The organism is Peribacillus sp. NPDC101481 (assembly GCF_044767165.1).
Taxonomy (GTDB): Bacteria; Bacillota; Bacilli; order Bacillales; family DSM-1321; genus Peribacillus.
The window spans coordinates 73,763-89,724 of sequence record NZ_JBIWNJ010000002.1 but is presented as its reverse complement, the minus strand read 5'-3'; the positions used below and the strand labels follow the sequence as shown (position 1 = coordinate 89,724).

The 15,962-nt window shown below is 34.3% G+C and carries 19 protein-coding genes; 1 reads left to right on the top strand and 18 read right to left on the bottom strand.

What is annotated here, in order from left to right:
* Positions 1-29: 29 nt before the first annotated feature.
* The 14 genes from ACIROD_RS10370 to ACIROD_RS10305 all read right to left on the bottom strand — a co-directional run bounded on the left by ACIROD_RS10370 (position 30) and on the right by ACIROD_RS10305 (position 11,587).
* On the bottom strand, positions 30-470 hold the full coding sequence (locus tag ACIROD_RS10370; RefSeq protein WP_402940438.1) for a hypothetical protein: 441 nt from the start codon (positions 468-470) through the stop codon (positions 30-32).
* A gap of 289 nt (positions 471-759) precedes the next feature.
* Complete coding sequence (locus ACIROD_RS10365; RefSeq protein WP_402940435.1) at positions 760-1,329, bottom strand: dihydrofolate reductase family protein; 570 nt, start codon at positions 1,327-1,329, stop codon at positions 760-762.
* Between the two features lie 157 nt (positions 1,330-1,486).
* On the bottom strand, positions 1,487-1,693 hold the full coding sequence (locus ACIROD_RS10360) for a DUF6366 family protein (RefSeq protein WP_101225813.1): 207 nt from the start codon (positions 1,691-1,693) through the stop codon (positions 1,487-1,489).
* Positions 1,694-1,902: 209 nt separating this feature from the next.
* On the bottom strand, positions 1,903-2,304 hold the full coding sequence (locus ACIROD_RS10355) for a DUF6157 family protein (protein WP_402940430.1): 402 nt from the start codon (positions 2,302-2,304) through the stop codon (positions 1,903-1,905).
* A gap of 182 nt (positions 2,305-2,486) precedes the next feature.
* Positions 2,487-2,981, bottom strand: a complete 495-nt coding sequence (locus tag ACIROD_RS10350) for a hypothetical protein (protein ID WP_402940427.1) — start codon at positions 2,979-2,981, stop codon at positions 2,487-2,489.
* 219 nt (positions 2,982-3,200) lie between these two features.
* The gene (locus ACIROD_RS10345) at positions 3,201-3,764 is read right to left on the bottom strand and encodes an MOSC domain-containing protein (RefSeq protein ID WP_402940423.1); all 564 of its coding nucleotides are present in this window, start codon (positions 3,762-3,764) and stop codon (positions 3,201-3,203) included.
* Between the two features lie 274 nt (positions 3,765-4,038).
* Entirely contained in the window at positions 4,039-4,794 is a 756-nt protein-coding gene (locus ACIROD_RS10340; RefSeq protein WP_402940420.1) for a hypothetical protein, read from the bottom strand.
* A 36-nt stretch (positions 4,795-4,830) separates the two neighbouring features.
* Positions 4,831-5,292 (bottom strand): flavodoxin, encoded by a 462-nt coding sequence (locus ACIROD_RS10335; protein ID WP_402940417.1) that lies wholly within the window; start codon positions 5,290-5,292, stop codon positions 4,831-4,833.
* A 172-nt stretch (positions 5,293-5,464) separates the two neighbouring features.
* Complete coding sequence (locus ACIROD_RS10330) at positions 5,465-5,884, bottom strand: hypothetical protein (RefSeq protein WP_402940414.1); 420 nt, start codon at positions 5,882-5,884, stop codon at positions 5,465-5,467.
* A gap of 722 nt (positions 5,885-6,606) precedes the next feature.
* Positions 6,607-7,365, bottom strand: coding sequence for a carbon-nitrogen hydrolase family protein (locus ACIROD_RS10325; protein ID WP_402940411.1), 759 nt, complete (start codon positions 7,363-7,365; stop codon positions 6,607-6,609).
* Between the two features lie 172 nt (positions 7,366-7,537).
* Positions 7,538-8,002, bottom strand: coding sequence for a hypothetical protein (locus tag ACIROD_RS10320; protein ID WP_402940409.1), 465 nt, complete (start codon positions 8,000-8,002; stop codon positions 7,538-7,540).
* Between the two features lie 285 nt (positions 8,003-8,287).
* Positions 8,288-8,770 carry a DinB family protein gene (locus ACIROD_RS10315; protein WP_101225804.1) on the bottom strand — a complete coding sequence of 161 codons (483 nt, stop codon included), beginning with the start codon at positions 8,768-8,770 and terminating at the stop codon, positions 8,288-8,290.
* 289 nt (positions 8,771-9,059) lie between these two features.
* A complete protein-coding gene (locus tag ACIROD_RS10310; protein WP_402940406.1) occupies positions 9,060-11,270 on the bottom strand; it encodes a transglycosylase domain-containing protein in 2,211 nt (736 codons plus the stop codon).
* A 77-nt stretch (positions 11,271-11,347) separates the two neighbouring features.
* Positions 11,348-11,587, bottom strand: coding sequence for a hypothetical protein (locus ACIROD_RS10305; RefSeq protein ID WP_101225802.1), 240 nt, complete (start codon positions 11,585-11,587; stop codon positions 11,348-11,350).
* 675 nt (positions 11,588-12,262) lie between these two features.
* Between ACIROD_RS10305 and ACIROD_RS10300 the strand changes: the two genes are divergently transcribed.
* A complete protein-coding gene (locus ACIROD_RS10300; protein WP_402940403.1) occupies positions 12,263-12,574 on the top strand; it encodes a hypothetical protein in 312 nt (103 codons plus the stop codon).
* A gap of 1,499 nt (positions 12,575-14,073) precedes the next feature.
* Here the strand turns inward: ACIROD_RS10300 and ACIROD_RS10295 are convergent.
* The 4 genes from ACIROD_RS10295 to ACIROD_RS10280 form a co-directional block, all read right to left on the bottom strand.
* Complete coding sequence (locus ACIROD_RS10295; RefSeq protein WP_402940400.1) at positions 14,074-14,223, bottom strand: hypothetical protein; 150 nt, start codon at positions 14,221-14,223, stop codon at positions 14,074-14,076.
* Positions 14,224-14,481: 258 nt separating this feature from the next.
* Positions 14,482-14,664, bottom strand: coding sequence for a hypothetical protein (locus tag ACIROD_RS10290; protein WP_095396578.1), 183 nt, complete (start codon positions 14,662-14,664; stop codon positions 14,482-14,484).
* Between the two features lie 22 nt (positions 14,665-14,686).
* Entirely contained in the window at positions 14,687-15,250 is a 564-nt protein-coding gene (locus ACIROD_RS10285) for a hypothetical protein (RefSeq protein ID WP_402940397.1), read from the bottom strand.
* Between the two features lie 382 nt (positions 15,251-15,632).
* On the bottom strand, positions 15,633-15,893 hold the full coding sequence (locus tag ACIROD_RS10280) for a hypothetical protein (protein ID WP_402940395.1): 261 nt from the start codon (positions 15,891-15,893) through the stop codon (positions 15,633-15,635).
* Positions 15,894-15,962: the final 69 nt, after the last annotated feature.

Below are 15,962 nucleotides of genomic sequence, written 5' to 3'. Positions count from 1 at the left end.
CATCAAGTGTGGGTAGCAAGTAATACAAGTTATTTGAAAACAATCTGTAGTTTTCCAGATACTTTACCAGAAGAGTATCCATCTTTCACATCAACATAAAATTTACCTATTTTCATATCTGTGAATAATGACTTTCCACCTGCTAAACTATGATAGCCTGTGCACTTTCCAGTACTAGCATTGCAGAGACGAGACCATATGTTACTATAATTAGTCAATAACTTACTTCCAGAAGAGGTCTTTAAATAGATTGGGGAAACCAGTTCTACCTCTAAGTCACTACCTTTGTTAGGATTTCCAATTTCACCATCCCATTTTCCATCTTCTGTTTGAAAAGAATACTGAGGAACACTTGCTTGAGCAGCAGAAGTACCAAATACGATTCCACTTACCAGAACTAACACAAAGGTACTTAAGATTAAAAATAAGCTTTTTATGTTATTTCCTCCTCCAATCTTTATCCCTTTCATAATATCAGAATAAACTGACTATTAAAATGATTAAAAATGACTATAGTTTCTTAAATTCAATCATCTTTTGTTGCGTCATCTTCATCAACCTTGCTTAATTAAAGTTCATCTATAATTTCGGTTTCTTCTTATTTATATAGGTTATTTAATTAAATCATGCTCACAATATTAAAAAGCCTAATTTCTGAGCATTAAGAAATTAAGCTTTTTCATTGCACCATTAAAGCGCCCAATTGTTGAAGGGAAATGACAACAATAACTATCGCATATTTACGAATGAACACTATAATTAATTTTCATTCAAATGATATATTAGTTGCACAACGCCAGAGGAGAACGTTCTTGTATTAACCAATTTTAGATTCAACCTCTGCTTTATATCAATAAACAAAGGTTTTCCTTTTCCCAAAATAACAGGATGAACAGATAATCTAAATTCATCAACAAGCCCTAAATTGATAAATGTTGTAATAAGACTTGCTCCGCCATATAGCCAGATGTCTTTACCAGGTTTATTCTTTAATTTATTTACTTCTTCAACAATATTATCATTTATATAGATCGCTTTATTATCAGTCCCTTTTTGCGTTCTGGAAAACACGTATTTTTCTTTACTATGAACCATTTCCCAAAGTTCTTTTTCAGTATCGGCATCTTCAATTCCTGGAGTGAATTGTCCCCATAAATCATAGCTTTTTCTTCCATATAAAATAGTATCAATTTGATTTAAGAAATTAATAAACCCCATCTCAGGGTCCATGATGCACCAATCAACTTCCCCATTTTCCCCTTCTATAAAACCATCTAAAGTAACTGCTAAATCTAAAATCATTCTTCTTGGTCTTACGTTAATTGACATAATTCTTCCTCCCTTAATCATTTAAATATTGTTGATCACGCCAAGTTTTTTTATATTTTCATTATTTCTGAAAGGTACTTATGTTACTAATAAGAAAAGGAGATGCTGATCAGCTCGTGATATGAAGTAAGTAGTTGAAGAAGGTTAAGTAACATCTTTAAAAAAACAGTTTATATAAAACATATCCAACTATTAAAACAACAATTAATATCCCCATTCCTTTCCAACCTAAACCACCAACTAAGTCTGCTAAATTGCCATTTCCATTAAATCCATCTTTTAATGTACCTATTGGATTTTTTTTAAGTTCTTCTTGTCTTAATCTCTCTCTTTTCTCTTCAGGCGTTTCATTGTGATTATTCAAACTAAGCACCCCCTATGAATAGGTTTTGTTGGAAATATTCTGTTATTCTATACCTTCTTACGCTAAACTCCCATCACAATTATCTCCCCATATGTAATGTTCAGCATTTTGTTTACTTTTTTTCATCATTTCTATATATCCCCCCTTGTATTTATAATACAATCTCTTACGCATTCTAACCTGCCCCGTATATAAAAGTAATTTTGTATTTATTTTCTTTTAGAACGCATACCTTTAAGTTTTGTAATGTCAGCTTGCTTAAGCAATTGGTTATACATTTTACTGTTAACATCATATATGGCAATTTTCCCTTGATTATCATAATGAATTCCCCAACCATAATTTTTCACCAAAGGAGAAGCTCTGAAGCATGCCTTGGGTTTTGAAAAGAACTGTTCTCGAAGTTCAGCTGTATTTTCCTCTTCTATTTGACTCTTGATTAAAAAAGTTTTAAATTGGACGTCTTCTTGTGTAAATTTATATGGGTTATTGTTAATTAAATCATGTTCAATATAAGCAATTGTGGGTTTTTCGTTTTTTATGACAGGTACCTTTGCTGAAGTAACTTTTGAATCCTCTGAAATGGTAATAAGTGTGTTCTTATAACTCATATAATAACCTCCTTATTCAGCAGTTTGCTTATCTATATACCATATCATTCCATTGCTTACTTCCGCTATCCCGCTCCTTTAGTGCCATAAGAAAAAGGCTGCCTCAGCAACCTTCCTTCAAACAAATTTATATCAGAACCAAGTTTAATTTACCTTTTAAATCCACCTTCAAAAAGCACCCGTTAGTTTTTAAGTTTACTCAGGTCAAATCTTGCTATTTCTTGATTATCAATTGTCACAACTAAAAAAGCATCAAATGCATACTCTTTAAGTTTAGCTAATTTTTCTTTTGAAGGTACCCGCAGTGGAACTTGGGAATTTTCTTCGCTTACACCTAAATCGTAGTTAAGAGTATACTCACCCTTTTGATCAGGATTAAGAACCGGTAAAAATGAATGACCGAACCCTACACCACTCCCGTTATAATCTTCAGGATCATAAATATTGAAGCCTATTACGTCTTCCGACACGGCTTTTAATTTGTCTTTGGGCTCAATCTTAAGTTCAATTCCTTTATCAACTTCTTCAATATCTGCTGTTTTATTACCTGTATTTTTAATGGTGAATTCGTAAAATAAAGCTGTCGGGATCAGCTCATCTCCCTTTCTTTCCCCTTCAGTTATCACAATTGCACCGAGCAAATCCTTATCTTTAACAATATCAACTTTCGCATCCACTAGTTCCAGAGAAGGATTTGATGAACAAGCTGATAAAAAGAATAAAACAAAAAATAGGCTTATAAAAACAAAGCATCTCCTCAAGTAATCACCTCTAATTTTAGATTACCATAATTTACCTATATTTCAAACGAATTTCTTTTAAATGCATATGAAAAAGGCTGCCTCAGCAACCCCCTAATTGTTTTAAAGAAAATAAAAACAGTTCTATTGAAAACACTATACCCTCTCAAGTGGTGTATGAGGTAACGGTGGTAATTGAATTCTAACCAGGTCCCCGGGGTGAACCACACCACTTTCCAAAACTATGCTCATGATTCCTGCTTTACGTATCAAGTTCCCATGCAGATCCCGGTCCAAAACAGCGTTCATAAGTCCTGATTTAAATTGATCAATCTGGGCACATGGATTTCGTAGGCCTGTTACTTTAATAACTGCTGTTTCCCCAATAAATAGTAACGAATCCTTCGGTAATTCAAGCAGATCGATACCTTTTGTGGTAATATTTTCACCCATTTGTCCAGTTGAAACATTAAACCTGTCTTTCAATTCATCTAATAATTCTGAGTGGATTAGGTGCACTTGCCGCAGGTTAGGTTGATTTGGGTTCTGCGCTACACGTGAACGATGCTTAACAGTTTTACCCGAAGGGGCATCTCCTTCAACGCCCAAACCCTTCAACAGTTTTATACTATTGCAATTTTCCTTGCTGAATGTGTGTTTATCACTTTTACTTACAGCTATTACTACTCCGCTAGCCGAGCCGATATTTTCGTCATTCATTTTCTTTCAACTCCCCCAATACTTATATTTGATATCTTTATTCAACTATCCTGCCTAGAAAGAGCCAAAAAGAAAAAGGCTGCCTCAGCAACCTCCCTTAGTAAGCACAATTAGAATCTTATTGGCACCAATCTTGTAATCCATCCTTATACACACCTTTTATATTCTAAGAGTAAGTATTGGAACAACCTTGATCTGTATGTATACTTTTGTCCATAACCTGATATAATCCGAGGTTTTCTGAACATATATAAAATTATTGAAAATTAGCCATTTATTGGTTTTTATTATTACCGTCATAACACCTTTTTTGATAAGAGCAGCTTTTGCAAACCAGTAAAGAATTCGTTTTCAAATACTTTTTTGGTTCTTGTAAAAGATTCTTGATTATGTTGAGGTATTCCAATCCATCCGAAACATCATTCATGGTTGGAATATAAGTTTCTATTTTGCCTTCCATAAGCGAGAAAATCTCTATTCTTGCCGGTAATTGACCAAATGCCCTTTCACAAAACACCGAAATCATATTAGTAAATAATAAGTTCATTTCTTCGTGTGTATCAACTACATATTTTTTTATGATGTATGAGCCGCTGGACCATTCTGCTACTTCAAAAGTCAAGGAGAGTTCGGTCCCCAACTCCTCAATATTGATGTTAAACTTTTCATATAAAAATAAAGGTGGATTTTGAATTTTTTTGGAAGTTAAAAATTGGAGTAAATGGTCAGTTATATTAGCAAGAGCCATATAATAATGACTCCTTGACTCGAACTGACGTACATCAATGGCACTCCAATGATCATCTATTAACTCCATAACTTTCTTAGATGTCTGACATATTGGAGGCAGTTTATAATAGCGGCTTACAACTTGATTAACCACAGCTTGAACCATTTTCCTCCAATCCAATCGAGTTGTGATTTTTCCTTCTATATGATGAAAGTAAAATTGATAAGGACATCTTATAAAATCTTGTAAATGGTAATCAGTTAAAGTAGCAATGGAAATCCGATGTTCCTTACCCATCATTCCCCTCACCTCTCTTTCCTCATAAAATAGCTAATTCTATATTGAAGAGACAAGACTATTCTTTATAAAATCCCTCCCGAAATTTCGGCAGTTTTTGATATCCTCATCATCTGGGTTTAATTCTACTTTTAACCCTTCCAGGACGATATCAGCACCCTGTTCCCTTAATTTTTCGGTCAAAATATCTACGGCTGCACCATATTGTGAGTACGATGAATCGCAGGATCCAAACACCGCAGCTTTCTTGCCAGTTAAATCAATATGATCCATTTCCTCATAAAAGTCTAAAAAATCATCCGGTAATTCTCCGTCTCCCCACGTATATGCACCTAATAAGATACCATCGTACTCTCCAAGTATGGAGGCTTCAGGACCTTCCATTATATCTATCCTTTCGATATTCACATCACTGATTTCTGTGATTCCTTCTATAATGATATCCGCCATTTCTTCTGTATTTCCACTCATACTGGCAAAAATCATAATGATTTTAGACATGATAAGTTCCCCTTCCAACACTGATGATTATTAGTAAAAATTCAAACTACTCAGCAGCATTATCACCTTTAATTAAACTTTGGTGAAATTGAATTTCCAGACCTATTAGCAAAAAAGATAGGTATCGTTGTTTTTAAAATATAAAAGTCAATTACATCTTTATTGAATATGTTCATAAAATTGTCGTGTTTTCCCAAAAAGCATGTAAATCTCCAGTGTTGATTTTATTCTTTATTTTCTGTATGTTACTCAGTTCATCGGCAAATGAAAGAAACGACTGCCTATCATGTGCATCGAGGGCTTCGTTTATTTTAAAGCTTAAATGGTTAATTTTTAGATTCAAATCCAAAATGGAGCAAATGCTTCCCTTGAAATACAGTTCCTCAATATCTTCCACATGCATAAAAAACTGAAACTCGTTATTGATATCTATTAAAAAGTGCCATCCTAAGCAATCAACATACTTCCGCTCGTTTGTAATTGTCCAAACATCACCTTGAAGGAACTCAATCATATGTTGGTGCTTTTGCCCAGGACAGCAGCAGCTTACTTGATGCTGAAATTGTTCCAATATTATAAATTTTTTATCCACAGATTTTCCTCCTCCACCCATATTCAATATTTATTGAATTTTATTTGTTATCGCTAACTTAGTCAGTTGACTGTTTTTTGTCAGACTTACCTTTCTATTCTTTTAAGGTTGAACTATTTTCATTTTTCTTCCTGATCCAAAACTGTTTACTCAATATGTTGATGCCTTTTTAATTTTCATTGACAGAGAATAGGGGTTTGGAAGAGGATTAATTGAAAATGATTATCAATATCAAATATTACTTTATATAATAATGATAATGATTATCAATGTCAATCGGTTTTTAGCCATTTAGGTTATATAATCGATCCGTCAGTTAAAGCATCTTACTGAAATATTCTGGTAAGCTCGTAATTTGTCCAATATAAATATTGGACAATCATAGTCCTAAAGTTTTTTTCCGAAGTTATTAACACTAGCTTGGTTCATTTAAGCCCCTCATTTGTTTCACTCAAATTTCTCATGTTAATTATCTGGATACATGTGAAACTATTCAAAAGATATAAAATCCATAATATTATATCGAATTTTATCAATTGCCCTCATGCAAATAAAGAGGTGATTAGATTGATTCCAGTAGCCTGTACTTTATTCTGAAGATAATATCGGCAATAAAAATTGCCCCTATAATTACATAAAGAAAAGCTGCCTTAAAGGCAGCTTCGATCTTTAGCTAAGCACCCTTTAATTCAACAAGAGTGTAGTATATTAGTATGTACTCATTATATGTAATCGATATCGAAATGAGGGGATATTAATTCCATGATTTGTAAATCCCATTCAAAAGTAAGGATGGCTGATTGTTTTGATTTATGTGTCAAAAGGCGTACTCCATTTTTTATGATCATGCTTTCTGCATCCCAAAAACGGACAGTTTCGTCTTCTCCAGTACGATTACAGACAAATACGGGCAGTCCTGTTTCTAATGACCTTTGTTCCCATTCTCCCTCTGGACCGTGTAATCCGGGACCCCAGGAAGACGGTGCAATTAATATTTCTGCTCCCTTTTCAAATAAGCTGTAAGCAATATCTTTGGGATAGGCGTCTGCACAAATCATAATACCAACCTCAACATTGTCTGTTTTTATTGGCTCTATTACATCCCCTGATGCTGACCAATCATCAATAACACTTATTTTTCTCTGTTTGCCTAATAAATGACCTTGTTTATCTATGACAAACACAGAATTATACAACTCTCCGTTACTGCCTTTTTCAGGGCAACCCAAAAATACAGTGCTTTTCAAACTCTTTAGTTTACGGCTCAAATTACCCATCCAAGCATCAGGTTGCCGGTTAATCCATCCAGTCCCAATCTTATGATTGAATTGAAGTCCGCTGACACATAGTTCGGGTGTTATAATCCATTCGGCATTATTATTTGATGCTATATGAATGGCTTGTTCAATTAGTTTTTGGTTATACTCCACATCACCAGCGATAGGCAATAGGTGTAATAAAGCTATTTTTATTTTTCCCATAGTGATCTCCCAAACATCAACTTATATTAATGGCTATGCTTGTAATTGTAGCATAGACATTGATTTGCTTGTTCAACTATCATGCCCCGTTAGTTCCATTAGAAAAAGGCTGCGGTAGCAACCTCTGCATTACAGTAAAGCACCTATTAGTTGAATAGTTTTTTTAAACCAATCATATTCCACAATGGTACAAATAAAATTCACCTTTAGCCAAAGCTTCTGACATTAAAATCATTTTTTCAAATTTTGTAATTACTTCATCCCGGTTGAAGACTGATTTTTTATAGTCCCCCTCCTGATTGTCAGCTTCGCCGTAAACGAATTTTCCAGTGAGTTCAAATTTATCAGGTGCATTTTTAATAAGACTCTTCCATGACGAAAAAATACTTATTAAAGTTTCAGAAGAGTGATTATCAAAAAGGGTTTCTCCATGATAGTTAATACCCCTGCCACTTGGAGTTGCTTGCAATGATGGGTTTTTACTTGGAATCCATTCCAATGAGTCCATAATATATTGAATCAAATCATCATGTATAACAATACTATCGATTACACTGCTATTTCTTTCTCTGTACATCCAAAAATCCTTTATGCCAGTTGTCTTAGAAATAAGATAAAACTCATGATCCAAGCTCATGTTTGCCTCCTTAAAATAGGTTTGGTTAGGTCTTATAATAGCCCTTCTTATTGAACTAACCTGCCCTTTAGTTGCATAAAGAAAAAACTGCCTTAAAGACAGTTCCGAACTTCAGCTAACGCACCCGTTAGTTTAAGTGTACTTATTCACAAACTTAGTTGGCTTTGCATAAATAAACCGATTCGTTCATTACAGGAATGCTGCCCCTTTAGTTGATGAAGAAAAAAGGATTGCCGCAGCAATCCATTCTAGCGAAAAGTTCCAATTAGCAGCTAAGTCAACTTCTCATGCATTCGCCTTCCAACTGTTTTGCAGTTTCCTTATATAAATAATTTGACCGATATGATATGCATTATGGGTAGTTGCATTTCCAAGAATTTGCCACCACTTAACTTTTTCAGGAAAACCTATAACATCACTTTCTATTTTTTCATTAGTTAATAACCCTTCCCACTTTAAAAGGACTTCTAATAAGATTTTTTTCAAATCGTTAAAGCACATATATTCAGTACTTAAAAAGCTCCGATTATTATCTCCGATTGAAGATACAGCGTCTACGTTGGATTTTTCGTACCTGGTTTGCCAAGTTTGATTCCAATAAATCAGATGTTGTACAATTTCAGCTATACTGTTACTATCTTTGCTTGGCTTCCATAAAGCCTGTTCTTCCGTCAAATTTTCAACTGATTCTGAAAATGGTTTGTACCAACTAGGGTCATTAGCATTCGCTAAGAACTGGTCAGAAATAATATCTTTTACGTTGGTCATTCTATTCACTCCTCAATTCTAATTAGAATATGGATCCCTAAATTAAGTACAACAGCCATCCTCCCTGATGTTAAAATGATTTTCCTACTCATTTAGTTTCGAGATAACCACCACAAAAACCTTTTACTTGTTCAACTAACCTGCCCCTTTAGTTCCATAAGAAAAAGCTGCCTTAAAGACAGCTCAGATCTTCAGCTAACGCACCCTATAGTTTAAGTAGAAACCTTCACATTCTCTTATGTGTATCATAAAAAAGGATGGAACCAATGCGATCCCATCCTAAAAATCTTTATTGTTTGTGTTTCTTTTCCTCTTGTTGTTTATGCTTCTCTTCCTTTTGTTTGTGTTTCTTTTCCTCTTGTTGTTTATGCTTCTCTTCCTTTTGGTATTTCTTTTCCTCTTGTTGTGTATGTTTTTTATTGTCTTTATTTCCACCAATATAAAATGGTTTATCTTTATTATTTTTTGTAACTGGTGGACCTTCTTCAGGATTTGCACCTTTAATGAACAGTTCATTATTCACCTGGTATACATCACTAGGCTGCTGGAAGCTACTTTGGTCTGTTCCAAACGCTTCCAGCATGACCTTAAACATTTGGTGCGAGATTTTAGTTGTATTTCCATCCATATAATTACCTGGACCATTTTTAGTATATCCAGTCCAAACCGCCATAGTGTATTGCGGTGTATAACCAGCGAACCAACTATCATTTACCGAACCGGATGGATATCCATATTGTGCTCTGGTTTTACTGTCAAAATTAGTTGTGCCAGTTTTTCCAGCCACATCTAGTCCAAGGACATTTGCTGTTTTTCCTGTACCAGATTTTACGACTGTCCGTAACATATCCGTCACCAAATAAGCTGTGTAATCATGCATAGCTCGTTTTGGCTTTGGAGTTAAATTAACAACTCTGCCATCAGGATAGACAACTTTACGAACAAAATGTGGTGTATTGTATTCACCGTTATTTCCAAAAGCACTATATGCCCCTGCCAACTCTAATGGATTAACCGTATTACTTCCAATTGCATATGATTCGTACACCTTATTATTATTAAAAGTAATACCCAGATTTTCTGCAAAGTTTTGTGCTTTATCCATCCCTACTTCTTGAAGGGTAAGGAGTGCTGGAATATTGTATGACCATTGAAGTGCTGTTCTAATAGACAACATTCCGTGATATTGATGATCCCAGTTAGAAATAGATTGACCATTTGAGTAGGTTATCTCATGATCATTAATTTGGTGTGCTGTAGACCATTTTGAATTTTCAATAGCCGGACCATAATCAAAGACTGGCTTGAAAGTAGATCCTGGTTGACGTTTAATATCAACCGCAAAGTTGTTGCCTCGGAAGGAAGCTTTATATTGGTTTCGACCGCTTCCAATAGCTCGAACTTCTCCTGTTTTTGTATCTAAAAATACGAAGGCTCCTTGAAAATTGTCATTTGGATAAGAAATAATCGTATCGGTGTTCATTATTTTGTCCGCAAAGGTCTGAGCTTTTGGATCTAGCGTCGTATAAATAGATAATCCATCCGAATTGATATCTACATTTTTCAGCTTTCTTTCAACTTCTTTTACAACAGCGTCCAAAAACGCCTCGTACGGCATTCCTTGTTGTTTCGTTTTTGGAACAAGTCCTGCTGTAACTGGAACCTTCTTTGCATCCTCCAATTGCTGTTTCGTAATATACCCTTGTTTATACATAGCTTCTAAAACAATATTACGACGATTTGTTGCAGCTTTCACATGTTCGGGTTCAGTGGGATCGTAATAACTTGGACTCTGTGGGAGCCCCGCCAGCATAGCGGCCTCCGGAAGCGTTAATTTATTTAGATGATCGGCATCGATTCCGTAGTAATTTTTGGCGGCAGCTGCTACACCATATGCCCCGTCTCCAAGGTAGATCTTATTTAAATACATCATTAAGATTTGATGTTTGGAATACTTTTGCTCAAGCTGATAGGCCAAGCTCCATTCCTGTACCTTTCGCTTTATTGTTTTCTGAGGTGACAAAAAGGAGTTTTTAATGACCTGCTGTGTAATCGTACTTCCGCCTTGAGATCCGAAATCCCCTTTTAGGTTCTTGAAGATTGCTCTCGAAGTTCCTTTTATATCAATGCCATTGTGTTCATAAAAATGTGCATCCTCCGTGGCAATGAAAGCATGTTCCAACATTTTTGGAACTTGAGAATATTTAATTTTTGTCCGCTTTTCTTTACCATATTCGTAAATGAAATTCCCGTTTTTATCGTATAATTTGGTAGAAAGCGGGTCGACTAGTTTTGAAGCATCTATTTCAGGTGCATCCTTAATCATTGCTGCAACCGTAACTGCCCCTATTCCAATTGAAACAACACCTAATAATAAACACCAAAGTAAAACTTTTTTCAAGAAAGACCTTCTTTTAGGGGGGGTTTTACCTTTTTTTTGATCTTGTTTTGTTTTTTCCACTTGTTTTCGTTCCTGACGAGAACGATACGTTTCTGACATTAATCTTCTCTCCCATATTCAAGTTACTCAATAAAATTGAAGAAAACTATGCAAATAACCTTTTATTTACTCACTAGTCATTGATGATCAGTATGGTATTTAAAACAATGCATTTCATTCAAAACCTGTATATAACGTATTAAGGAAGAATTTATCCTATACTCTCCTTGGTCGGTTTTCGCAATAAAGTAATTACTTCGTACTATCTTATCTAATACATCTTTTAGAACGTCTTCCTTCTTTACATCTGGCCCTTTTATTATTTTTTCTCGTTTAATATCATTATCCAAGGTATAACAAACAATAAATTTCTTCAAATTAGATCCCCCTTTCGAGAACAACTTCTGATTGTCTTAAGTAGGGAAACACGTCTACTTATTTGAAGCGAATAGTCTTAAAATTTATACTGAATAAGAATGCAATTATCGACCAGCTTTGTCTTTCAAAGACGTTATACATGAAGCAAATACCCATGTTGATAAATGCTGGATAGCGTTCCTACTATTTTCGAAAAATACCTTTGTGTACCATCTAAAATTTTTCATGAATACCATAGAGATACAGCCTAAAAAGATATATATCAAAGCGTGTATAGAAAATTTCATTTTTTTAAGTCCATTACACAGTCCATTTATATTAATTCGAATTGAACCTTAGTATTAAGGGGGCAAAATATTTAATCCTCGATTCCCCCCTCTATATAAAGACCAAATCTGCACCTTAGTCAATAAAAAGGCCACCAATTATGGCAGCTGGATCTTCGACTTTTGTTCCCGTTTAACCAAAGCATCCAATCTTTCTCCTCCTAAAAGGCTGTAATTTACATCATTTTAGCAGATAACAATCATTTAGCCTTTGAATATGGACATTCTTCTTCAATAAACCAGCCCCTTTAGTAAAGTATCTAAACTGTAAACGGATTGTTACGCAAATAGCATTGTTGGAGGAGACTTCAATGTATATAATTAAAACTCGTTAAGGAGAGATGAAAGATGATAAGCGTAACAGTAGATAAGTTAAAATTTAAGAAACAATTATCGGTGATTGAACAAATCACACTGAAAGATTTTCTATATACCTGGGTAGGTAGCTCAAGCAAGGGATTGGATGATTTTTTTCACCTTGAGTACACAGTAGATGTATTTGCCAAAATGGAAAAAACGACGAATGAAACCGATTTGTTGATTTCTGATGATGATTATTTCAGATACATAACATTGACGGAAGATAATCAAATTGTGATAGGTGTTTTAGATATGAATTCAGAATTAAAACATAGAATCATTTCACCAGATGAGATTTGAAAAATACAAAAAGAGGCAGCGTGGTACACTGTCTCTTTTTTTCGTTTAATATATGCCTTATGCCACGATACTGAATTAACCTGCCCCGATAGTTGCATAAAGAATAAGGCTGCCGAAGCAACCCAAGTTAATGAACTAACGCACCCGTTAGTTCATTAACGGCTTTCGAGGGTTTCTCAACAGCCTGAGCCAATCACTGTATTAATGATCGGCTTTTTTCTTACCAGAATCTCCAAATAACCAAAGTAAAAGTGAAAGAAATGCTACGAAATAGAATGCGTATGCTAAATTCCCTAACCAATTTATCGTTTGTCCCCTGAAGTATTGCAGACCAGAGCTTGCAAGATACTTGAGTATGATAACCACTATACAAATAATGAAGAATCTTTTCTTTGTTATTGCCATAAATTCAAACCACTCCTATTCTTTGGCTGGCAATCCAACTAAACATCCCCTATTTTTTTATGATTATAACAATAAATGAACTTTTTCCTTGTTAAACTATCCTGCCCCTTTAGTTCCATAAGAAAAAGCTGACTTATAGACAGCTCCGATCTTAAGCTAACACACCCGTTTAAGCAAAAAAGGCCAAATGGCAGCCCCCGGATCTCAACAAGGTGATGTAGAATAGAATCATAAATAGAAAAATAGAACAAGAACTATAATCCAAAAACTCCAAACTTCAAATACTCCAGAGGTTTCCCACATAACAGTTAAAGGATTATTTCAAGTAAGTAGAGTTAATATAAATGCTCCTAGAATAATTACTATTTTTTTAGACATAATAAATCGTCCTTTTCTGTAATTTATAACGATCACTACGAATGAAACAAAACTTCAGTGAAAAACACTAATATTTTCAATACGTTATTTGTTTCGGTAATGATATAGAGCAAGGTGACCAAAGGGTGAGAATGATACAGGATCCGTTGCAACCTTTAAAATCATACCATAAAAATCCAAAAAGTTATGGAACTAACCTGCCCCGTTAGTGCCATAAGAAAAAGCTGCCTTAAAGACAGCTCCGATCTTCAGCTAAAGCACCCGTTAGTTGAAGAGTGGGTAATAGATTATTAAAAAAACTCCTAATAAAATAAGACCAAAGATAATGATTAATTCACTTGTATCTAGTAAGACACCTAATATTACCCATAATAAATAGAAAATTTTATTTTTTGGACTTTCACCCTTATTATTTTTGTAGGCTTCTTTAATTAGCCACCCTAAAATGCTACAACCAACAACAACCAATATTATGCCAATAGTCATTATTTTCATAAATTTACCCTCGGTTATTAAATAATTTTTTTAATATCTTATTTAACTATTCTGCCCCTTTAGTTCAATAAGAAAAAGCTGCCTTAAAGACAGCTCTGATCTTCAGCTAACGCACCCGATAGTTCTATAAGACTTATTGTTGAGTTGACAAGTGAAGGAGGGAGTAGGATGGAGAAGATCATTAGAAAAGATAGAAAAACGCCACAAAAAAGGCGTTCAATTTAATCATCTTTATTTATTTTACCGTCGTTCCCCTTGTCAATACCAGTAGCGTTATTAACTATTTGTGGAAACAAGTTTAACCCTTGATCCAAGGCATTCATTGAATCGGATTTTTGGCCAAGATTTTTTGATTTTTCTTGTTTTTTCATTTTTGTCGCCTCCTAAAATTAGGATTCGTAGTAGATCAAAAAATATTCCAAAGTAATTTAAAATGATTATGTTGCACAGTTCGAATAAACTATGCTACCTGAACTAATCTGCCCCGTTAGTTGAACATGTAAAAATGCACACTAGAGTCATTTAATGCTTTCATAACACAAAACCACAATTACACAATTGAAAGGTGAATAAAAAAAGAACCTCTAAAGAGATTCATTAAGGTGTATCTACTAATTTATCTATTTGAATTAAGGAAAAAAATCTGCCAAATTAATTGGAGGATGTTTAGGTATATCTTCTAATTTATCCACTAATTTTCCATTTTCATCGAAAAGGTAAAGGGATGGTTTCCAAGTCATCCAATCTTCGGATGCCGGAATCAAAAAATAGGCACAGGCAAGAATCAAAGATAATTTAAGTAAATTTTTCATTTACATCCTCCCGGTTAGTGTATTAATAAAAATCCTTTATTTTATATTTCTTTTCCACGTTTTTCAGGTATTGAGTGGTATTCTTATTAAATACTTTTATAATCTTGTTACAATAACTCATCTGATTAACAAGAGTTTCATATCTATCAGGATCGCAGGGTTCCTCGATGAGCTGATCATATGCAACAGTGACCGAATGGATGGCACTTACGATTGTGAAGTATCTGGTTGTAAAGTCATAAGGAATATTTGCTCGCTCTTTTTCTAATAATGTATGTTGTTCTTCGAAAAAACCTTTGCTGTTTTTAAGAATTTTTAAAAGTCCTTCGTTTCTATAACCTTCTTTATCTATCATTTCTCTTAATACTTTCAATGTCAATTGTTCCCATTGAGATAGATAAACCAAATGATCATTAATAACTTTCATTGTGCCATAGCAACGAAAATTAAATTCCTTGTTCTTTTGCCAGTTGTTGTAAATCAATATGCCTACTGCTACCGAACCTGATATAAATGAACCGATTAATGAACCATAAAAACTGGGTGGTAACCCTGAACTTTGAACTGCTGCTCCGATTAAAAACATATCTCTCCCCCGAAATTAGCTTTTTTTCCTTATTATCGCATGTAAAAAAAGAATAGAAATTGATACAAATAAAAAAAAGCCCTCTAAATTCTTTGGTTTAAGGGTTGTCCAATCCAAAATATTAGTTGATTATATGGCGTACTTTTCTTACTAAATCTGTAATGTCATTTTCTCCGTTGTAAACAACTCTAACAATTTGAAAGTCGTCTGGATAGCGAACAGTGTTTTTTATCTTTTGTATCCACTCATATGCTGATACAGCAGCAGTCCATTCCGGTTCTTTTCTAAAGTCAGTTGTTATTACTGAACAACTACCAGACTGTAAGAAATTAGCACCGTTCGCAAACAATTGAACCTCAATTTGAATCTTTATTTGTTACTCCTAAATCTCTGTGCCTTTTTTTGTGTATTCTTCATCCTTAAGTTCAATAGTGTTATTTGAAACAGTTAAAGTTATATCAGCTAAATGAACTTTTGAGCCCTCAGGCATTTTATGAAGCCAACTAGAAAGATCATCAAATTTTTCTAATTTAGCCAGTGTAGGTGCTTCAAATTTGGTGTCCTCATGATCATATCCAAAGAAATCAACATCAGTCTTTGTAGATGCAGGATGAATATATATAAATAGGTTGTCTTTATTCATTACTCTTCTTCCTCCTTCTCATTGAACCCGAGTTCTTTAATTTCTTCCTCAGTTAATTCTACACTTACT